19 protein-coding genes and 1 tRNA gene are annotated in these 20695 nt (G+C 71.4%); 14 read left to right on the top strand and 6 right to left on the bottom strand.

Annotated features, from left to right (window positions below):
- Positions 1-94 precede the first annotated feature (94 nt).
- The 3 genes from ACFVH5_RS28255 to ACFVH5_RS28245 are packed head-to-tail and all read left to right on the top strand — an operon-like array spanning position 95 to position 2130.
- Complete coding sequence (locus ACFVH5_RS28255) at positions 95-319, top strand: MbtH family protein (RefSeq protein WP_385836555.1); 225 nt, start codon at positions 95-97, stop codon at positions 317-319.
- A 9-nt stretch (positions 320-328) separates the two neighbouring features.
- Positions 329-1903, top strand: coding sequence for an amidohydrolase (locus ACFVH5_RS28250; protein WP_385836554.1), 1575 nt, complete (start codon positions 329-331; stop codon positions 1901-1903).
- On the top strand, positions 1900-2130 hold the full coding sequence (locus tag ACFVH5_RS28245; protein WP_385836553.1) for a hypothetical protein: 231 nt from the start codon (positions 1900-1902) through the stop codon (positions 2128-2130). Before ACFVH5_RS28250 ends, ACFVH5_RS28245 begins: the two co-directional genes overlap by 4 nt.
- 101 nt (positions 2131-2231) lie before the next feature.
- Here ACFVH5_RS28245 and ACFVH5_RS28240 read toward each other — a convergent pair whose 3' ends face one another.
- Complete coding sequence (locus tag ACFVH5_RS28240) at positions 2232-2891, bottom strand: isochorismatase family protein (RefSeq protein ID WP_384804077.1); 660 nt, start codon at positions 2889-2891, stop codon at positions 2232-2234.
- Positions 2892-3034: 143 nt separating this feature from the next.
- Here ACFVH5_RS28240 and ACFVH5_RS28235 point away from each other — a divergent pair, with 143 nt between their 5' ends.
- The 8 genes from ACFVH5_RS28235 (at position 3035) to ACFVH5_RS28200 (ending at position 12275) form a co-directional block, all read left to right on the top strand.
- Positions 3035-5152, top strand: a complete 2118-nt coding sequence (locus ACFVH5_RS28235; protein ID WP_385836552.1) for a penicillin acylase family protein — start codon at positions 3035-3037, stop codon at positions 5150-5152.
- 66 nt (positions 5153-5218) lie between these two features.
- Positions 5219-5887 (top strand): helix-turn-helix domain-containing protein, encoded by a 669-nt coding sequence (locus tag ACFVH5_RS28230; protein ID WP_385836551.1) that lies wholly within the window; start codon positions 5219-5221, stop codon positions 5885-5887.
- A 47-nt stretch (positions 5888-5934) separates the two neighbouring features.
- Positions 5935-7272, top strand: coding sequence for a M24 family metallopeptidase (locus ACFVH5_RS28225; RefSeq protein WP_385836550.1), 1338 nt, complete (start codon positions 5935-5937; stop codon positions 7270-7272).
- Positions 7269-8276 (top strand): thiamine pyrophosphate-dependent dehydrogenase E1 component subunit alpha, encoded by a 1008-nt coding sequence (locus ACFVH5_RS28220; protein WP_385836549.1) that lies wholly within the window; start codon positions 7269-7271, stop codon positions 8274-8276. The genes ACFVH5_RS28225 and ACFVH5_RS28220 overlap by 4 nt, the downstream gene beginning before the upstream one ends.
- A complete protein-coding gene (locus ACFVH5_RS28215; RefSeq protein ID WP_385836548.1) occupies positions 8264-9244 on the top strand; it encodes an alpha-ketoacid dehydrogenase subunit beta in 981 nt (326 codons plus the stop codon). Before ACFVH5_RS28220 ends, ACFVH5_RS28215 begins: the two co-directional genes overlap by 13 nt.
- 72 nt (positions 9245-9316) lie before the next feature.
- Positions 9317-10678: an amidohydrolase family protein gene (locus ACFVH5_RS28210; protein ID WP_385836547.1), complete on the top strand. Its 1362-nt coding sequence runs from the start codon at positions 9317-9319 to the stop codon at positions 10676-10678.
- Positions 10675-11589, top strand: coding sequence for a cupin domain-containing protein (locus ACFVH5_RS28205; protein WP_385836546.1), 915 nt, complete (start codon positions 10675-10677; stop codon positions 11587-11589). The genes ACFVH5_RS28210 and ACFVH5_RS28205 overlap by 4 nt, the downstream gene beginning before the upstream one ends.
- Positions 11586-12275, top strand: a complete 690-nt coding sequence (locus ACFVH5_RS28200; RefSeq protein ID WP_385836545.1) for an SDR family NAD(P)-dependent oxidoreductase — start codon at positions 11586-11588, stop codon at positions 12273-12275. Before ACFVH5_RS28205 ends, ACFVH5_RS28200 begins: the two co-directional genes overlap by 4 nt.
- A gap of 64 nt (positions 12276-12339) precedes the next feature.
- Here the strand turns inward: ACFVH5_RS28200 and ACFVH5_RS28195 are convergent, their stop codons facing one another.
- Both ACFVH5_RS28195 and ACFVH5_RS28190 read right to left on the bottom strand, forming a co-directional pair.
- Positions 12340-12690, bottom strand: coding sequence for a DUF3140 domain-containing protein (locus tag ACFVH5_RS28195; protein WP_385836543.1), 351 nt, complete (start codon positions 12688-12690; stop codon positions 12340-12342).
- 73 nt (positions 12691-12763) lie between these two features.
- Positions 12764-13570, bottom strand: coding sequence for an alpha/beta hydrolase (locus tag ACFVH5_RS28190; RefSeq protein WP_385836542.1), 807 nt, complete (start codon positions 13568-13570; stop codon positions 12764-12766).
- Between the two features lie 181 nt (positions 13571-13751).
- On the opposite strand from ACFVH5_RS28190, the gene ACFVH5_RS28185 reads away from it, so the two are divergent.
- Both ACFVH5_RS28185 and ACFVH5_RS28180 read left to right on the top strand, forming a co-directional pair.
- Entirely contained in the window at positions 13752-14534 is a 783-nt protein-coding gene (locus ACFVH5_RS28185; RefSeq protein WP_384804099.1) for a sulfite exporter TauE/SafE family protein, read from the top strand.
- 225 nt (positions 14535-14759) lie between these two features.
- Entirely contained in the window at positions 14760-16649 is a 1890-nt protein-coding gene (locus ACFVH5_RS28180; protein WP_385836541.1) for a glycoside hydrolase family 15 protein, read from the top strand.
- Between the two features lie 234 nt (positions 16650-16883).
- Here ACFVH5_RS28180 and ACFVH5_RS28175 read toward each other — a convergent pair whose 3' ends face one another.
- From ACFVH5_RS28175 to ACFVH5_RS28165, 3 genes are all read right to left on the bottom strand, one after another.
- On the bottom strand, positions 16884-18878 hold the full coding sequence (locus ACFVH5_RS28175) for an MDR family MFS transporter (RefSeq protein WP_385836560.1): 1995 nt from the start codon (positions 18876-18878) through the stop codon (positions 16884-16886).
- A 208-nt stretch (positions 18879-19086) separates the two neighbouring features.
- Positions 19087-19908, bottom strand: a complete 822-nt coding sequence (gene cobF, locus ACFVH5_RS28170; protein ID WP_385836540.1) for a precorrin-6A synthase (deacetylating) — start codon at positions 19906-19908, stop codon at positions 19087-19089.
- A gap of 69 nt (positions 19909-19977) precedes the next feature.
- A complete protein-coding gene (locus ACFVH5_RS28165) occupies positions 19978-20505 on the bottom strand; it encodes a DUF309 domain-containing protein (protein WP_385836539.1) in 528 nt (175 codons plus the stop codon).
- Positions 20506-20604: 99 nt separating this feature from the next.
- Here ACFVH5_RS28165 and ACFVH5_RS28160 point away from each other — a divergent pair.
- Positions 20605-20678, top strand: a tRNA-Pro gene (locus tag ACFVH5_RS28160).
- Positions 20679-20695 lie beyond the last annotated feature (17 nt).

Genomic DNA, 20695 nt, shown 5'->3' with positions numbered 1-20695 from the left:
TGCCACCCCCATCCCAGTCACCCCTGTCCCTGTCACTCCCGTCGACATCACCCCCATCAACCCCCAGCAGAACCAAGCGAGTCGGAGGACCCTCATGAGCACCAACCCGTTCGAGAACCCCGAAGGCACCTACTCCGTGCTCGTCAACGACGAGGGCCAGTACAGCCTGTGGCCCGACTTCGTGGACGTGCCGGCCGGCTGGACCGTCGCGCACGGCCCCGCTCCCCGCCAGGAGTGCCTGGACCACATCGAGGTCAACTGGACGGACATGCGCCCCAAGAGCCTGGTGGAGCGGACGGCGGCGGACCAGGTCGGCTGAGCCCCGCAGATGCTCTCCACACGACTCACCAACGCCCGTGTCCTCACCATGGATCCGGACCGCCCCGTCGCCCGCGAACTGGGCATCTGGCGGGGCCGGATCGTGGGCCTGGACGAGGAGGTGGCCGCCCTGCCCGCCCGCAGGGAGGTCGACCTCCAGGGCGCGACCGTGCTGCCCGGATTCATCGACAGCCATGTCCATCTGGCCTGGACCGGCTTCAAGGCCGGCACACCGAGCATCGCGCCGTGCCGGTCGGTCGAGGACGTACTGGCCGCGGTGGCCGAAGCGGTGGCACGCACCCCGGAAGGAGGCTGGACGGACCTCGCGGGGTACGACCAGCGGGGCCTCGGCCGCCATCTGACCGCCGCCGAACTGGACGCGGTCAGCGCCGGGCGCAAGGTGTTCCTGATGCACGACTCCGGACACGGCTGCATGGTCAACACGGCCGTCCTGGACCTCCTGCCCGCCGAACTCGCCGACGGGGACGGCTTTCTCGCCGAGGGAGCCATGGGAGCCGCGCGGGCCCTGCGACTGCCCTACTCGCAGCAGGAGTTGGCCGACGCGATCGGTCACGCGGCCCGCGGCTGCCTGGCCGAGGGCATCACCGGCTGCGCCGAGGCGGGCATCGGCGGCGCCCTGTTCGGGCACAGCCCCGTCGAGCTGGGCGCGTACCAACTGGCCTCGGAACAGGGGCAACTGCCCCTGCGCGTACAGCTCATGGTGTCCGCGGACCGGCTGCGCCCCGTCGCCGCGCACCGGGACGACGGCATCCCCCGCGCCCTCGACCTCGGTCTGCGTACGGGGTTCGGCGGCGACCGGCTCTCCGTCGGCGCGCTGAAGATCTACACCGACGGCGGCATGATGGCCCGTACCGCCGCCCTCAGCCGACCCTACGAAGGGCTCGACCACGCGGGCCAGTTGCAGGAGGACGCCGGGTCGCTCGCGGACACGATCGTCGACGGGCATCTCGCGGGCTGGCAGCTGGCCGTCCACGCCATCGGCGACCGGGCGGCCGACGTGGCCCTCGACGCGCTGGAGCGGGCGCAGCGCCTGCGGCCGAGGCCGGACGCCCGGCACCGTATCGAGCACGCGGGCCTCATCCGGCCCGACCAGCTGGAGCGCCTGGCGAGGCTGGGTGTGACAGCTGTGGTCCAGCCGAACTTCCTGCGGTACTTCGGCGACGACTACGCGGCCGTCATGGGGAAGGAGCGGGCACCCTGGCTGTACCGTGGACGGGGTTTTCTCGACCACGGCGTCACGCTGGTCGGCAGTTCGGACCGGCCCGTCGCGGACGGATCGCCGCTCAGGGCGATCCAGTTCATGGTCGAGCGGGCCTCCGCGTCGGGGCAGGTCATCGGCCCGGACGAGGGCATCACCGTCGACGAGGCACTGCGCGCCTACACCGTGGCCGGCGCCTTCGCCTGCCACTGGGAGGACCGCGCGGGCAGCCTCACGCCGGGCAGGAGCGCGGACCTGGTCGTCCTGGGTGACGACCCCACGGGCGTGGAGGTCTCGCGCATCGGCGACATCGACGTGGTCGCGACATTCGTCGACGGCCGGGAGACCGAGGGAGGCGCACTGTGAGCACGCGCATCGACAACGTGGAGACGTACGCCCATCTGTGGCTGGCGCCCGCGTACCCGCGCAGGTGGGTGCTGTGGGACACCGCGGGGGACGTCCTCGTCTTCGACCGGGACACCAACGGTGTGGTGGACATCGGCGACGGGCCGCTGCGGGGCGAGGTCCTGCGCAGGATGCGCGAGGCGGGCGTACCGGAGAGCGACGACTATCCGGGACGCCCTTGCGCGTAAGTCACTCACGGCCGACTGCCGACTGCCAAGTCCCAACTGCCCTCCGCGTGGCGCCTGTTGGCGCGTCCGCGCGGGCGCCCGTCCGTCGCCCCCGGCGCCCGTCACATGCTCTGTGCCGCCCTGCCGTGCAGAAGGTGACGGATCAGCTGGTCGGTGGTGCAGACGACACCGGTCCGGGCGATCCACCGCAGGGCCATGGAGTGGTCCTCGGCCGAGAAGTCGGCCACCGCGTCGGCCACCACGAACGGCTGGATGTCGTGCATGAAGGCGTCCGCGGCCGTGAGCAGGATGCCGAGATGCGCCCGCACCCCGCACAGGATCAGCTGATCGCGCCCCTCGGAGCGCAGCAGCCTGCCGAGATGGCTGCGGAGGAACGCGTTGTGGCGGACGTTGACCATCAGGTGTTCGCCCGCCCGGGGCCTGAGCGGGGCCACCACCGCCGCGTCCCCGTCGGGTTCCGGGCCGATGCCTGGCCCCCAGATGTCACGCATCAGACCGCGCTGGCCGGGGCGTTGCTCGGCCGGTTCGGCGCTGAAGACGATCGGCATGCCGAGGGTGCCCGCCAGTTCGCGCAGGGTGGCGATGTTGTCGATCAGTTCCACGACGGGTGAGCAGTCCGGCGGGAAGGCCTGGACGAAGTGGTTCTGCATGTCGTGGACGAGCAGCGCGGCCCGTGCCGGGTCGATCGTCCAGGCCGGGCCGGACGCGGGAACCGCGGAACGGTCGGGCATGGCATAGGAGTTGATGACGGGCAGGACCATGGGCGGACTCCTCCCTGGTGGCGTGGACACCCGAGCCCTCTAAGAGAAGTTAGCTTAGCCTAAGCTAACTTGATGAGGGATGGGGTGTCAGGCGCCCGATCGAGCCGTGGACCAGGAATGTCGAGTGCGAGGGGGACCGGATCATGGCCGGCAGTACGTACCGGGACGCCTGGGGCATCCCCCATCTCCGGGCCGCCGATCCACTGCGGCTTGCCTTCGCCCAGGGACGGAACGCGGCACGCGACCGTGCCTGGCAGCTGGAACTGGAACGGCACCGCTCCCAGGGCACCACCGCCTCCTTCCTCGGTGCGGACGCCGTCCCCTGGGACCGCTTCGCCCGCCGGGCCCGGCTCGACGACACGGCCCGGCGCTGCTTCGACGCACTGGAGGAGGGGACGGCCGCCTGGGTCCGCGCCTACGTCGAGGGGGTGAACGCCGGTCTGGCGCGCGCGGCGGCGAGCGCACCCGAATTCGCGGCCACGGGACTCGCCCCGGAACCCTGGAACAGCTGGACACCTCTCGGCGTGTGGCTCACCCACCACATCCTCTTCGCGGGATTCCCGACCAAGCTGTGGCGCGAGGAAGTCGCCCGCCAACTTGGCGACCAAGCGCTGGAGTTGTTCAGCGCGGACGACCCCGGTACGGCGGGCTCGAACGGCTGGGCGGTCTCGGGCGACCGCACCGCCTCCGGGTTCCCGCTGATCGCGGGGGACCCGCACCGCTTCCTCCAGAACCCCGGCTTCTACCAGCAGATCCACCTCTCGTGCCCGGAGTACGACGTCGTGGGTCTCGCCGTCCCCGGCGTGCCCGGCATCGCCCACTTCGGCCACACCGGAACCGTCGCCTGGGCGATCACCAACGCCATGTCCGACTACCACGACCTCTACCGGGAGCGGCTGCGCCGGACGGACGGCGGCCCGGACGGGGGCGCGGACGGCGGCATCGAGGCTCTGGGCCCCTCGGGATGGCGGCCGGCCGCCCACCACCGCGAGACCGTCCAGGTCGCGGGAGGTGCCCCGGTCGTGATCGACGTGATCGAGACGGAACGCGGCCCGGTCGTCCTGGACGACCCCGATGCCGGCCCCGAAGCCGACGGGCCCCTCGGGGGCATCAGCCTCCGCTACCCGCCCCGCGTCACCGAGGAACTGGGCTTCGACGTGCTCCCGGCCCTCCTGCGCTCCCGTACGGTCGCGGACGTGGACCGGGCGCTCGACCGCTGGATCGAACCGGTGAACGTCGTGCACGCGGCGGACTCCTCCGGCGGCCTGCTGCACCGCGTCGCCGGATACGTGCCCGCCCGCCACCGGGACAACCGGCTGCGGATCGTGCCCGCCTGGCGGACCGGTCACGACTGGCGGGGCCGCCACGACACCCCGCGCGCCGAGGTCGACGGCATCGCGGTGATGGCGAACGAGCGGGGCCTCGCCGCCCCGCTCGGCACGGAGTTCGCCCCGCCCCACCGCGCCGACCGCATCGCCGACCTGCTGCGGAGGTCACGGGAGTGGACGCCCCGGGGCATGGCGGCCATCCACATGGACACCCATCTCGCGTCGGCCGCACCGCTGTTGGGGTGCGTGCAGCGTCTCGACGGTCTCGGCCCCGAGGCGGCACGGCTGAGGGAACGGCTGCTGTCCTGGGACCGGCACATGGACGCCGACGGTTTCGCCGCCGCGGACTACGCCCGGCTGCGCTCCGCCGTCGTACGCCGGATCGCCGCGACCCCGGAACTGGCCGGGCTCGGGGCGCTGCGGTCGGCGTACCCCGTGGTGTTCGCGCCATGGCTGCACCTCACCGGGAAGGTCGCCTTCGCGCTGGAGAACCTGCTCACCACCGAACTGCTCCCGGGCCTGGACCGGACGGCGGTCGTACGGGCCGCGCTGGAGGAGGCCGCCACGGCGGAGGCCGTGACCTGGGGCGAACTGCACCGGCTCGCGCCCGTCCGGCTCCTCCCGGCCACCGAGGACGAAATCCCCCCGGACACCGAAGGCGAGCCCTGGCCGGGCCTCGGGGGCGACCACGACTGCGTGCTGGCCACGTCGAGCACCCCCGGCGTCACCGACCTCAGCTCCCGAGGCCCCTCCGCCCGGTACGTATGGGATCTCGCCGACCGCGACAACAGCCTCTGGGTCGTCCCCCTGGGCGCCCACGGAACACCGGGCAACGCACACCACCGGGACCAGCTCCCTCTCTGGCTGCACGGTGAACTGGTCCCCGTCGTCACCGACTTCGCCCTGCTCGTCGAAGAACCCGACGACGACTGAGGGCGCCGTACTGTTCAATGGAGGTGAACGCCCCCGCGCACGTCACCACCGCGAGAGGAGCCGCCCGTGCCCCCTGTCGTGGTGCCGCCGGTCGGCGCGCGCATCCGCCGGGCGCGTACGGCGCAGGGCATGAGCCTGCGCGCGCTGGCCCGCGAGATCGGGGTGTCCGCGAGCCTCGTCTCGCAGATAGAGACCGGCAAGAGCCAGCCGTCGGTGAGCACCCTTTACGCGATCACCACCGCGCTCGCCATCCCGGTGGAGTCGCTCTTCGACACCGAGGACGATCCGGCCCCGGCTCCCGCTCCCGCCCCGGCGCCCGCCCCGGTGGGCGCACGGCCCGGTGAAGGTACCGTCCTGCACGCGCTCGCCGCCTTCGCCGCCGACCCCCGCCGCAGGATCGGCCCGCTGGTCAGCGCCGGTGAACGGGAGGTGCTCGAGCTGGACTCGGGCGTCGTGTGGGAGCGCCTCGGCCGGGTCCCCGGAACGGACGTCGACTTCCTGCTCGTGACCTACCGCCCCGGCGGAGCCTCCTCCGGCGTGGGCGGCCTCATGCGGCACGCCGGGACCGAGTACGGCTATCTGACCTCCGGCGAACTGATCCTCACCCTCGGCTTCGACGAGTACGTGATCCGCCCCGGCGACGCGGTCAGCTTCGAGTCGACGACCCCGCACCGCTATCGCAACGACGGCGACGAACCGGCCGTGGGTGTCTGGTTCGTGTTCAGTATGCCTTGACACTTTCCCCGGACGGTCGTTCACTCCGGATGAGGGTGGTGGTCGTCATGGCAATCCGCACCTACGGACCGAACGCCGTCGACTGGGAACAGCGCATCGACCTCGACCGGCTCCGCACGGAACGCCTGCGGCGGCTGCACGCGGCTCTGGACCGCAGTGAGTTGGGCGCACTGCTGAGCTTCGACTTCGCCAACATCCGCTACATGTCGTCCACTCACATCGGCACCTGGGCGATGGACAAGCTGATCCGCTTCGCGCTCCTCGTCCGCGGCGGCGAACCGGTCGTCTGGGACTTCGGCTCCGCCGCCCGCCACCATCAGCTGTACAACCCGTGGCTCGACCACAGCGAGGGCAAGGAGGGCCCGCCCACCGGAGCCCGTGCGGGCATCTCCACCCTGCGCGGCGCCTTCCACCCGGACGCCGGGATCGGCGCCGACGTCGCCGCGAAGGTGGCCGCCGAACTGCGCGAACACGGCCTGGCCGGCGAACCGTTGGGCGTCGACCTCGCCGAGATGCCCGTCCTGCACGCCCTCAAGGAGCAGGGCATCGACGTCGTCGACGGCCAGCAGGTCTTCCTGGAGGCCCGCAGGGTCAAGACACCCGACGAGATCTCCCTGCTCACCCAGGCCTGCTCGATGGTCGACGCCGCCTACGAGGAGCTGTACGGCCACCTACGGCCGGGCGTGCGCGAGAACGAGTGCGTGGGACTCGTCAGCAAGGTCCTCTACGACCTGGGCAGCGAGTACGTCGAAGGTGTCAACGCGATCTCAGGGGAGCGCTGTTCACCGCATCCGCACGTCTACAGCGACCGGCTGATCCGCCCCGGCGACCCCGCCTTCTTCGACATCCTGCACAGCTACCTCGGCTACCGCACCTGCTACTACCGCACGTTCGCCGTCGGCAGCGCCTCACCCGCGCAGCGCGACGCGTACATCCGCTGCCGCGCCTACATGGACGAGTCGATCGCGCTGGTCCGGCCGGGCGCCACCACCGCGGACATCGTCCAAGTGTGGCCCCGGGCGCAGGAGTTCGGCTTCCCGGACGAGACCGCCGCGTTCGCCCTGCAGTACGGGCACGGGGTGGGCCTGTCCATCTGGGAGAAGCCCGTCTTCAGCCGCCTGGTCTCGCTCGACCACCCCGAAGTCCTCGAAGAGGGCATGGTGTTCGCGCTGGAGACGTACTGGCCGGCCGCGGACGGCTGGTCGGCGGCCCGGATCGAGGAAGAGGTCGTCGTCACCGCCGACGGGTGCGAGGTGATCACCAAGTTCCCGGCGGAGGAACTTCTCGTCGCGGGCCGCAAGTACTGGACCGTCGGCGGCGAGCTGAACACCCGCCGCGAGTCCCAGTCCCACCTGAACACCCGCGAGGGCAGGGGCGGACGATGACCGCCGCCCCGCGGACCGCAGACGGCCCGGACACCGCCGAACTCCTCGCCCTCTACCAGGAGATGGCCGTCATCCGGCGCACCGAGAAGGCCGCCCACGACCTGTTCCTGTCCGGCCTCGTCAAGGGCACCACCCACCTCGCCGCCGGACACGAGGCCGTCGCGGTCGGCGCGAGCGCGGCCCTGCGCGACGACGACTACGTGTTCGCCACCTACCGCGGCCACCACCACGCCCTGGCCCGCGGCGCGACCCCCGAGGAGTGCCTCGCCGAACTGATGAGCCGTGCGAGCGGCCTGTGCGGGGCCAAGGGCGGCTCGATGCACCTCACCAAGGCGTCGGGCAACATGCTCGGCTCGTACGCGATCGTCGGCGCCCATCTCCCCATGGCGGTCGGCGCCGCCTGGTCGGCCCGGCTCAGAGGGACCGGACAGATCGCCGTGGCCTTCTTCGGCGACGGGGCGACCAACATCGGCGCCTTCCACGAGGCCCTCAACCTGGCCGCCGTATGGAAGCTGCCCGTGCTGTTCGTCTGCGAGAACAACCTCTACATGGAGTACACCCCGATCGCCGACGTGACCGCCGTGGCCCACCCCGCGGCCGACCGGGCGCCCGCCTACGGCATCCCCGGAGAGATCGTCGACGGCAACGACGTGGTCGCCGTACGGGAGGCGGTGGACCGGCTGGCGGGCCGGGCCCGGGCGGGGGACGGGCCCGGCCTCCTCGAGGCGCAGACCTACCGGCACTTCGGCCACAGCCGCGCGGACCCCGCGACCTACCGCCCGGCCGAGGAGGTGGAGCGCTGGCTCAAGCACGACCCCCTCGACGTGGCCCGCGGTCGGCTCGCCGAACTCGGGGTGCCCGCCGGGACGGTCGCCGCGGCGGACGAGCGCGCCGAAGCCGTCGTACAGGCGGCGGTCGAGGCCGCGAAGAACGCGCCCCCGCCCGATCTCCGGGAGGCGCTGACCGACGTATGGGCCGACGGAGGTGCGCGATGGCGGACGTGATCACCTACCGGCAGGCCGTCGCCGAGGGCATCGCGCGGGAGATGCGGCGCGATCCGGCGGTGGTGTGCCTGGGGGAGGACATCGGCGCGGCGGGCGGGGTGTTCAAGACGACGGCCGGGCTGCACGAGGAGTTCGGCTCCGGGCGGGTGTGGGACACGCCGATCTCCGAACAGGCCATCGTCGGGGCGGCGATGGGCGCCGCGATGACCGGTATGCGGCCCGTCGCGGAGATCATGTTCTCGGACTTCCTCGCCTGCTGCTGGGACTACCTCGCCAACGAGATCCCCAAGGTCCGCTACATGACGGGCGGTCAGGTCACCGTCCCACTGGTGGTGCGCACGGCCAACGGCGGCGGCCTCGGCTTCGGCGCGCAGCACTCCCAGGCCACCGAGAACTGGGCGCTGACCGTCCCCGGACTGAAGATCGCGGCACCCGCCACGCCCGCCGACGTGATCGGCATGATGGCCGCCGCCATCCGCAGCGACGACCCCGTGGTCTTCTTCGAGCACAAGGCGCTGCTCGCCACCAAGGGTCCGCCCGTGCCGTCCGACCACGTCGTCGAACTGGGGCAGGCGGCCGTCGTGCGCGAGGGCGACGACGTCACACTCGTGGCCCTCGCCTCGACGGTGCCCCTGGCGCTCACCGCCGCCGAGCGGCTGGCCGAGGAGGGCATCGACGCGGAGGTCGTCGACCTGCGCTGCCTCGTACCGCTCGACGCGATGACCGTGCTCGGCTCCCTCGCGAAGACCTCACGGCTCGTGACCGTCGAGGAGAACCCCTACCAGGGCGGCTGGGGCGGCACCCTCGTGTCGATCGTCGCCGACGAGGGCTTCGGCCTCCTCGACGCACCCGTCAGCAGGGTCACCGCCGCATGCGTACCGCTGCCGTTCGCGGACGTGCTCGAACAGGAGGTCGTCCCGACCGTCGACAAGGTCGTGGCGAAGGTCCGCGACCTCAGCGCGTACTGAACCGGGCCTTCGACGGCTCACCGAAATCGGAACTCGGCATGGAACTCGGCATGGAGAGAGGCGAGTTGGGCGATGACCAACCGAATGCTGCTGCGCTCGGGCCACGTGCTGTCGATGGACCCCGCCATCGGGGACCTGCCCGGCGGTGACGTCCTGATCGAGGACGGAAGGATCGCCGCGGTCGCCCACGGCATCGACGCGGACGCGGAAGTGCTCGACATGACGGGCCGTATCGTCCTGCCCGGCTTCGTCGACACCCACCGGCACACCTGGGAAGCACCCATCCGCGGCTGCGCGCCCGACGCCACACTCGACGACTACTTCGTCGAGGTCCTGGACACCTACGCGCCGGTCTACGGCCCCGAGGACGTGTACGCGGGCAATCTGGCCGGCTCGCTGGAGTGTCTGAACGCCGGCATCACGACCCTCGTCGACTGGTCCCACATCAACAACACCCCCGAACACCCCGACGCGGCGGTCCAGGCCCTCACCGAGACCGGCATCCGCGCCCAGTACGCGTACGGCAGCGCCAACACCTCGCTCGCCGACTACTGGTACGAGAGCAAGATCGCGATACCCGGCGACGACGTACGGCGGGTGCGCGAACGCCATTTCTCCTCCGACGACGGCCTGTTGACGATGGGCCTCGCCACCCGCGGCCCCGGCTTCTGCATCAACGACGTCGTCGAGGCCGAATGGCGCCTCGCCCGCGAACTGGGCATCCCCCTCACCGTGCACGCCGGCATGGGACGGCTGGCGGGCCGCTTCGGCATGGTGAAACAACTCCACGGCCTCGGTCTGCTCGGCCCCGACACCACCTATGTGCACTGCTGCTACTTCAGCGAGGAGGAGTGGCGGATGGTCGCCGACAGCGGCGGCACCATCTCCGTCGCCCCGCAGGTGGAGACACAGATGGGGCACGGCTGGCCGCCCGTGATGAAGGCGATCGAGTACGGTCTGCGGCCCTCCCTGTCCATCGACGTCGTCACGACCGTGCCCGGCGACATGTTCACCCAGATCCGCGCGGCCTTCGGCGCCGAGCGGGCCCGTGTGAACGCCGAGTGCTGGCAGGCCGACAGCCCCATCCCCGGCACCATGCTGACGGCACGTCAGATGCTGGAGATCGCGACCGTCAACGGCGCGCACGTCGCCGGACTCGAAGACCGGACCGGCTCGCTGACCCCCGGCAAACGCGCCGACGTCGTGGCGATCGACGCAACGGCGCTCAACGTCGCGCCGCTCATCGACCCGGTGGCCGCCGTGACGCTGAGCGCGGACGTCTCCAACGTCGAGACCGTCATCGTCGACGGCGTCGTCCACAAGCGCGACGGCAGGCTGCTCGCCGACGTCGGGCGGGCACGGCGCCTGGTCGAGGAGTCCCGCGACCGCCTCGCCGCGGCGGCCGGGGCACGTGGGAAGCGACAGCAGGCATGACACACCACGTGATCCGGCGGGCGGCGGACGCCACGTTCGCCGCCCCACCCCAACTGCCCTACGCCAGAAGGGGGTTCACGCGGTGGTCGATGGTGGGGGAGGAGGACGGCTCCGTACACACGGGCTTCGGAGTGTGCGAACTGACGCCGGACGGGACGATCGGGGCCCACGTCCACTCGTACGAGGAGTCCTTCCACCTGCTCTCGGGGACCGTGGTCCTCGATACGCCCGAGGGCTCGTACCTCCTCGAAGAAGGTGACTACGGGCTGCTGCCGACCGGCGTCCCGCACGCCTGGCGCGGCGGCGGGGACACCGTCGCGCGCTGGGCGGACATGCTGGCGCCGGTGCCGAGGGCACGCTACGGGCACGACACCCAGGCGGTGCCCGCCCTGCCCGTCCGCGAGCCGGTCAGGATCGACGTACGCGACCCGCGCACCCGCTCCTTCGGCCACTTCGAGCCCGCGCAGATGGACCCGGGAAAACAGTCCCAGGACCTTCTGTCGGTGTCGGCCAGCATGCGTACCGCGCTGCTCGTCTACAGCGGGATCACCGTGAAGACGATGGTGGACGCCGACCTGGGCGCGGTCGCCTCGACCATGTTCATGGTCCAGTACGCGGCCGACGGCGTCGCGGGCGCGCACGACCACCCCTTCGAGGAGACGTATCTGATCGTCGAGGGAGTCGTGGACGCCACCTTCGACGGCGAGCACCACCGGCTGGGAGTGGGCGACGCCGCCTGGGCGGGCGCCGGATGCGTCCACGGCTTCAGCAACGCCGGTACGGGGCCGGTGCGTTGGCTGGAGACCCAGGCTCCGCAGCCGCCGTCGCGCCACTCGTACCGGTTCGCACGCGACTGGGACCACCTGCGGGACGTACTGGATGCACCGGAGGCAAGGGAGGAGCAGCCATGAGCGGTGTCGTCGTCGTCGGAGGTACGGCCGGTATCGGTCTCGCGATCGCCCGCGCCCGCGCGGAACGCGGTGACGACGTCGTCCTCACCGGACGCGACGCCCACCGGGCCGACACGGTGGCCAAGGAGATCGGCGCGCACGGGCTCGCCCTGGACCTCTCCAGGCCGCAGGAGATCGCGCCCGCGCTGGCCGGTGTCGAGCACGTCGGCCATCTGGTGCTCGCCGGAATCTCGCGCGACCGGAACACCGTCACCGAGTACGACGTCCAGGCCGCGCTGCACCTCGTGACCCTCAAACTCGTCGGCTACACCGAGGTCGTCCACACGCTGCTGCCGCGGATGACCGAGGAGAGCGCCGTCGTGGTCTTCGGCGGACAGGCCAAGGAACGGCCCTACCCCGGCGCCACGACCGTCGCGACGGTGAACGCGGGCGTCACCGGCCTCGTGCGCACGCTCGCCCTGGAACTCGCCCCGATCCGCGTCAACGCCGTCCACCCGGGGATCGTCGGCGACAGCCCGTTCTGGTCGGACAAGCCCGCTGACGTGCTGGAGGACTACCGCGCGCAGACACCCACGGGACGGCTCGCGCGCATGCGGGACGTCGTGGACGCGGTGGACTTCCTGCTCCGCAACGCGGCGGTCAACGGCGTCGACCTCGCGGTGGACGGCGGGTGGACCCTGCGCTGAAGCGGGAGGTCCCTGCGCTCAAACGGTGGGACCCGGCGCCCGAGGGCCGCACCGGCCGCACCGCTCACAGCTGCGGCCGGCTCGGGTCGTGGCCCAGGGTCATCAGCCGATGGCGGCGCCGGGTCTCCTCGGCCTCGGACGCCTGCCCCGCCCCCTGCTCGGGGCCGGTCTCGGCGGTGACGGTGTCCACGACCTCGTACATCACGTCGAGGTCGTCCTCGGTGAGATCGATGCGCCGCTTCTGCAGGATGGCCAGCACATGCTCGCCGGTCGGCGCGCCCGCGTGCTCGGGCGGCGCCACGGACTCCTCGGAGGCGTCGTTCACCCGCAGCCAGGCGGCCAGCTCCTGTGAGGTCATGTTCACCACGCGGTGGAACTCGGCCCACAGCGCGTCGAGTTCGAGGGCGTCGGCCATCGGGTGTCCCTTTCGTCCGGAGCTTCTCGTTCGGAGGCTTCGTGTGCTGCCTGCCTGCCCGGCAGGAGCGGTTTCACGCGAGCACGTCGTCCACGAAACGTGTCACATCGGCCAGGACCGTGTCCTTGACCGTCTCGTTGAACACCTCGTGCTGGGCGCCCGGGTACACGCGCTCGTCCCACTCGGTGCCGCGCAGCTCCTCGACGCCGGCCCGGCTGGCGGCCAGGGGCACGATCCGGTCGTCGTCCCCGTGCAGCCACAGCAGCGGGAGAGCGCCCACGTCACCGCTCTTGGCGATGGTGTCCAGGGCGCGCACGAACGCCTTCAGCGTGGGCCGCTTGAACGGCCCGTGCCAGACCAGGGGGTCCGCCGCGTACGCCCGTCCGACCGCCGGATCGCGCGAGAGCGCCGTCGGGTCGATGGGGACCTCGGGCAGCGGATCGAGCGCGAGCAGCTGCTGGAGCGGCCCCCAGCTGCCGATCACCGGCCCGGACAGGACGAGCGCTGTCAGCCCGTCCCCGTACCGCTGGGCGTACCGCGCCGCGACGAGGCCGCCCATCGAGTGGCCGATCAGCACGACCGGCACGCCCGGGTACGCGTCCCGGGCCAGCAGCTCCACCGCGTGGACGTCGCTCACCACGTCCTCGAAGTCCTCGACGAGCACGCGCTCGCCGCCGGACCTGCCGTGCCCCAGGTGGTCGGGGCCGAACACCGCCGCGCCGTGTCCGTGCAGCACGTCGGCGACGTACGCGTAACGGCCGATGTGCTCGCCGTATCCATGCACCAGCAGCGCCACGTACCGCGGCCGTTCCCGTGGCCACTCACGTGCCGTGATGCTGCTCCGGGTGCCCGTGAGGGTGTGTTCGCGGGAGTCGGCCATGGGTCCTCCATCGGCGTCGGCGAGGGTACGGGGACGATCAGGGACGGACGGGATGATCGGGGGCGATCCTTCCAGGGGGCGAGGAGGCGGTCCAGAGCGCGCGGCCGGTGGCGGTGGCAGGGGTCACCTGTCGAGACGCCCCTGACACGGCCGGATAGGTGGGCATAGCATCGGTCCCCGCATGAACACGATGACGCTCTGGAACATCACTCCCTGGGAGTTCGCCGCCCTCGCCGCCGCGGCTCTGCTCGTCGGCTTCTCCAAGACCGCCGTGAGCGGGGCCAACACCGTGAGCCTCGCGATCTTCGCGGCGGTCCTGCCGGCCAGGGCGTCCACGGGGGTGCTGCTGCCCATCCTGATCGTCGGGGACGTGCTCGCCGTACTCACCTACCGGCGGCACGCGCACTGGCCGACCCTGTGGAAACTGTTCCCCGCGGTCGCCGCGGGCGTCGTCGTCGGCACGGTGTTCCTGGTGTGGGCCGACGACGCGATGGTGCGTACGTCGATCGGCGCGATCCTGCTGTTCATGGCCGGGGTCACCATGTGGCGCCGCCGGAAGGCCGACGCCGCGGAGGCGGCCGAGGAGCCCGACTCGGTGGCCACGCGGACCGGCCGGATCAAGGCCCGCTCCTACGGGGTGATGGGCGGCTTCACCACGATGGTCGCCAACGCGGGCGGCCCGGTGATGTCGATGTACCTTCTCTCCGCCGGCTTCCGCAAGCTCGGCTTCCTGGGCACCTCCGCCTTCTTCTTCCTGATCGTCAACGTCTCCAAGGTCCCCTTCAGCGTCGGCCTCGGCCTGATCGACGGCCACTCCCTGCTCCTGGACGCGGCCCTCGCGGCGTTCGTCCTCCCGGGCGCCCTGATCGGCAAATGGGCGGTGGACCGCATCAACCAGCGCCTGTTCGAACGCCTGGTGATCGGAGCGACGATCCTGGGCGGCCTGCAACTGCTGCTGCGCTGAACAGCGCCGTGCGGTGGCGACTGATCGGCCGCTCGTCGACCGCGGGCCGGTGGGGGCGGGCCGCGCAGTTCCCCGCACCCCTGAAAAACGGGGCTGCGCCCCGGTTTTTCGCCCTGAAGGGGCGCGGGGCTGTGACATGTGCGGCTCCGCCGCGTGGGCGCGATCAGCCACATCGGACCCGCAGAAAACCGACAATCCCCCCAGTGGAACGTCTACCCTGAGCCCATGTCCGAGGCATCCGCGCACCAGGACCCACCGACATCAGGCCACGGCCAAGGCCAAGACCACGGCCGCTACCTCCCGATCGCCGACCACGGCCTCATCGGCGACCTCCGCAGCGTCGCCCTGGTAGGCATCAACGGCACCATCGACTGGTACTGCTGCCCCTCCTTCGACGCCCCCAGCGTCTTCGCCTCGATCCTCGACGCGGACAAGGGCGGCTCCTTCGAACTGGCCGCCGCAGTCCCGGCCAGGACCAAGCAGTTCTACTTCCCGGACACGAACGTCCTGCTCACCCGCTTCTTCACGGAGGACGGCGTCGGTGAGATCCAGGACTTCATGCCGGTCGAAGGCGACGGCGACGGGGACGGGAACAGCGACGGCGGCGGGACGGAGGCGGACCGGCACCGGCTGATCCGCCGCGTGCTGTGCGTACGCGGCTCGGTCCCGTTCCACGCGCGCGTGGCACCCCGCTTCGACTACGCGGCGCAGCCGCACACCGCCCGCCTCCACGACGACACGGTGGTCTTCGAGTCCAAGAACCTGTCGCTCGCCCTGACCTCCACCGAGCCGCTCGCCTGCGACGGGCTCGACGCGACGGCGGACTTCAAACTTCACGAGGGCGAGTCGGCGGTGTTCGCCCTCGACCAGGTCAGCGGTGCCATAGAGCCCCGTGGCTGCCCGCGCGCCGAGGCGGAGCAACTGTTCGGCGCCACCGTGGCGTTCTGGCGGAACTGGCTGACCGCCTCCCAGTACCGCGGCCGGTGGCGCGAGATGGTGCACCGCTCCGCGCTGACCCTCAAACTGCTCACCTACGCGCCGACCGGCGCGATCGTGGCCGCCGCGACCACGAGCCTGCCCGAGCAGATCGGCGGCGAACGGAACTGGGACTACCGGTACGTGTGGGTGCGCGACGCGGCCTTCTGCGTGTACGCCCTCCTGCGGCTGGGGTTCACCAGCGAAGCCAAGTCGTTCATGGCGTTCACCGCCCGGCACATCAGCCCCGGCGACGGCCGGCCGGCGGGCCCGCTGCAGATCATGTACGGCATCGACGGGCGCACCGACCTGCACGAGGAGGAGCTCGGCCACCTGCAGGGGTACCAGGGCTCCGCCCCCGTCCGGGTCGGCAACGCGGCGGCCGACCAGCTCCAGCTCGACATCTACGGCGCCCTCATCGACTCGGTCTACCTGTACGACAAGTGGGCCGAGCCGATCTCCAGCGACCAGTGGGACGACATCTGCGCGCTGGTCGAGTGGGTCTGCGACCACTGGGACCAGCCCGACGAGGGTGTCTGGGAGACCCGCGGCGGCCGGAAGAACTTCCTCTACTCCCGGCTCATGTGCTGGGTGGCGATCGAGCGGGCGATCAGGCTGGCCAACCGCCGGGGCCTGCCCGCGGACCTCCCGCGCTGGCGCGGCGCCCGCGACACGATCTACCGGCGGATCATGGACCGCTGCTGGTCACCGGCGCGCAAGGCCTTCGTCCAGCACGAGGACGACGACGTCCTGGACGCCGCGGTGCTGATGATGCCGCTGGCCAAGTTCATCTCGCCGACCGACCCGAAGTGGCTCTCCACGCTCGACGCGCTCACCGAGGACCTGGTCTCCGACTCGCTGGTCTACCGCTACGACCCGAAGGTGAGCCCCGACGGCCTGCGCGGCGAGGAGGGCACGTTCTCGATCTGCTCCTTCTGGTACGTCGAGGCGATGACCCGGGCCGGCCGGCTCGACGAGGCACGCCTCGCCTTCGAGAAGATGCTCACCTACGCCAACCACCTGGGCCTGTACGCCGAGGAGATCAGCCACACCGGCGAACAACAGGGCAACTTCCCCCAGGCCTTCACGCACCTGGCGCTGATCAGCGCGGCCTTCAACCTGGACAAAGCCCTGGGCTGACCGGCCCCGGCCCCGTCAGGGGCGCGGGGCTGTGACATTGTGCGGCTGCGCCGCGTGGGTGCGACCAGCGCCCGATAGTGGCGCGGGGCTGTGACACTGTGCGGCTTCGCCGCGTGGGCGCGACCAGCCACGACGCACCCGCAGTGGGCATGCGAGGTGCAGGTGTAGGGGCAGGTCCGGTCCGGTTCTCGACTGCGGCTGCGTGGGGGTGGGCCGCGCAGTTCCCCGCGCCCCTTACGGGGCCGGGGCCGTGGCGAGGGCCCCGGTAACCTGCCCCGCCGACGCCCCGTCCGTCAGATCCTCCACCAGCAACCGCTTCGCGATGCTGTCGACGGCGACCCGAAGTTCCGCGCCCGAGGGACGACCGAGGTCCTGCTCGACGCGATCGGAAAGCCAGCGCCCCCACGCCTCACCGATGACACCCGCCTCGCGGGCCCCGGCCTCGGTGTGGGAGAAGAGGTTCCCGTCATGAGTGAGGTACCCCTCGTCCACCATCCGCTGGAACACGGGCACCAGTACCTCCGGCGGAACCCGCCGGCGCGCGGCGATCAGCGACAGGTTCGCATGACCGACCATCCGGGTGAACATCTCGACCTGCATCACGGACCAGGCCCCCGCGATGTCCAGCCGGGTGTCCGCCCCGATGACGATCCGGCGCAGCTCGTCGGGCCGGGTGCCGCCGAGGATCTTCCCGACCGTGGCTTCCAGCCGCTGCCGGTTGTCGGCCGCGGACGGGGTCGCGAAACCATCGCCCATGTCGGTCGACCCCATCCGCGCGCTGTCGCGCAGCTGCACCTGCTTGAGGAACAGCGAGACCAGGAAACCGAGCGCCGCCACGGGCACGGTCCACAGGAAGACGGTCTGCAGCGTTTCCGCGTACGCCTGGACGAGAGGCGCGGCGGTCGCCGACGGCAGATCGTGCAGCCCCTCCGGGCTGGTCGCCGCCTTGGTGAGCGTCCCGGGATCGGTCCCGCTCGTCCGGGCCGCCTCGGCGATCCCGTCCGCCAGGTTCGGCTTCAGCGTGTTCGCGTAGATCGTGCCGAAGACCGCGGTCCCGAAGGAACTGCCGAGCGTACGGAAGAAGGTGACGCCGGACGTCGCGGTGCCCAGGTCGGTGTACTCGACGGTGTTCTGCACGGCGATGGTGAGGACCTGCATGCACAGGCCGATCCCCGCCCCGAGCACGAACATGTAGAGCGAGGAGAGCCAGGTGCTGGTGCCGCTGTTCATCAGGGAGAGCAGATAGAGCCCGACGCCCATGACCAGCGAGCCGATGATGGGGAAGATCCGGTAGTGGCCGGTCTTGCTGATGACGTTGCCGCTGAAGACCGACGCGATGAGCAGTCCGACGACCATGGGCAGCGTGCGTACACCGGAGATCGTCGCCGAGTCGCCGTCCACGTACTGCAGATACGTCGGCAGGAACGTCATCGCGCCGAGCATCGCGAAGCCCACGATGAAGCTGAGGATCGAGCAGACCGTGAAGACGGGGTTGCCGAACAGGCGCATCGGCAGCATGGGTTCGGCCGCGCGGGTCTCCACCCAGCAGAAGCCCGCGAGGGCGACGACACCGCCCGCGAAGAGGCCGATGATGGTGGGCGAGCCCCAGGCGTACTCGTTGCCGCCCCAGCTCGTCGCCAGGATCAGGGCGCTGGCGCCGATCGCCACCAGCGCGATGCCCAGATAGTCGATGACCGGCCGGGACGGCGACTTCACCACCGGGATCGTGCGGGCCGCGGCGACCACGACGAGGATCGCGATGGGGACGTTGACGTAGAACGCCCAGCGCCAGGTCAGATGGTCGGTGAAGAGGCCGCCGAGCAGGGGCCCGATCACGGTGGCGACACCGAACACCGCGCCGATCGCACCCTGGTACTTGCCGCGCTCCCGCAGCGGGATGACGTCGGCGATCAGGGCCATCGCGGTGACCATCAGACCGCCCGCGCCGATGCCCTGCATGGCCCGCCAGGAGATCAGCAGGAGCATGTTCGAGGAGAGGCCGCACAGGAACGAGCCGGTGATGAAGATGATCGCCGACGCCTGGAAGACGAGCTTGCGGCCGAACAGGTCACCGAACTTGCCGACGAGGACCGTGGCGACGGTCTCCGCCAGCAGGTAGCTGGTGACCACCCACGACATGTGTTCGGCGCCGCCGAGGTCCGACACGATCGTGGGCAGGGCGGTGCCCACGATCGTCTGGTCCAGCGCGGCCAGCAGCATGCCGAGCATGATCGTCACGAAGACGACGTTGCGGCGCCGCTTGTCCAGCACGGGCGGCTGCGTGGCGGGCGCTTCGGCGGCGGGCGGTCCGGCAGGGGCTCCGGCGGTGTCGATGGTCGTCACACCGGTCAGCTTCACACCGGCCGGTGGGGTGTGCATGCGGGGCCGTCCGCATGGGGGTGCGGACCGCTGCCACGGGCCGGCGGGGCCCTCCGGCTCAGCCCGGCCCGGGAACGCCCTCGTCCCCGGAGGCTTTCCCGCCTTCGTCCCCGAGGTGCCTGCGCAGCAGATACGTGTCCATGATCCAGCCCTTGCGCTCGCGCGCCCGGGTGCGGACCTCGATGATGTGCGGCGCCGTCTCGGCGAGGGGCCCCGAGACGAGGATCTCGTCCGGGGTGCCCAGATAGGCGCCCCAGTAGATGTCGATGTCCTCGCCGGTGTCGGCGTACCCCTGGAACGTCTGGTGGGCGTCCAGCATGACGACCACGTCGTCGACGCCCTCGGGAAGGCCCTCGGCGAGCCGGCGGCCCGTGGTGATCTGCACGGGCCGCGCCACCCGGTTGAGGCCGGTGCGGTGACGGGCGGCGAGGGACGACACGCTGCTGATGCCGGGCACGACGTCGTACTCGAAGGCCACGGCACCCCGCTCCAGGACCTCCTCCAGGACGCCCAGCGTGCTGTCGTACAGCGAGGGGTCGCCCCAGACGAGGAACGCCCCGGTCCCGTCCTCGTCCAGTTCCCCGGCGATCAGCCGCTCGAAGACGCCGGCGCGGGCGCTGCGCCAGTCCCCGACGGCGGGGGAGTAGCCCGCGCCCTCCGCCGTACGGTCGCGCTCGGGGTCGCGCGCCTCGACCGTCCGGTACGTCCCCTCCGGCAGATGCGCGCCGAGAATGTCACGGCGCAGCCGCACGAGGTCCGATTTCACCTCGCCCTTGTCCAGGATGAAGAACACGTCGGTGTCCCTCAGCGCCTTGACCGCCTGGAGGGTCAGTTGGTCGGGGTCGCCCGAACCGATGCCGATGACATGAATCTTTCGCACGTCCAGAGTCTGCCGCACGGCAGCACGGCCCCGATCACCCCACCCGGCCGCGGACGGCCCGTGAACGGCTCAGAGGTCGCCGCCACCGCGCAACCGCGGCGCCCACACCGACGCGTCCACGGCGGCCTCGTCCCGCTCCACGACATCCGCCAACTCGCGTGCCCAGGAAGCGAGTTCGTCCAACGCGAGCCCGTACGGACGCGGAGTCCCGGAAGCGGCACCCCACTCCTCGACCGCGCCGGCCCCGCGCCGCAGCAGCCGGGCCCCGCCCGTCACGTTCCCCCGGGCCGAGTGCGTGAGCCCCACCGCGAGCTGGGCGAGCCCCCGCCACAGCGCCCGCTCCTCGTCGGGGCCCGACTTCCAGGCGTCCTCGAAGACCTCGTGCGCGTGGAACGGCTTCCCCGCCGCCAGCAGCGCCTGGGCCTCGGTGACGGTGTCCCCGGGGGCGCGCACCACCCCCTCGGGCTGCCGCTCCACGCCGTCCACCCCGTAGGGCAGGGGCCGCCCGAGGCCGTCGCGGGGCCGGGCATTGCGCGCCCGGCCCTCCGTGTCCCGGTCCCGCCGGTCGCCGGAAGTGTCGCCAGAGGTGTTGCTCATGCACCGATTGTCCCCCTCACTCGCCGTCTTCGAGGCACCCCTCTGTGTGCGGTAAGGTTCTGTTCGCGCGATCACGCGGTTCACCGCGGCGAGACGCATCGGGACGTGGCGCAGCTTGGTAGCGCACTTGACTGGGGGTCAAGGGGTCGCAGGTTCAAATCCTGTCGTCCCGACTGGAGACAGTCGCAGG

It is taken from the genome of Streptomyces sp. NPDC127119 (assembly GCF_042677425.1).
Classification (GTDB): Bacteria; Actinomycetota; Actinomycetes; order Streptomycetales; family Streptomycetaceae; genus Streptomyces.
The sequence above is the reverse complement of the archived record's forward strand: the minus strand, read 5'-3'. Positions and strand labels throughout refer to the sequence as shown.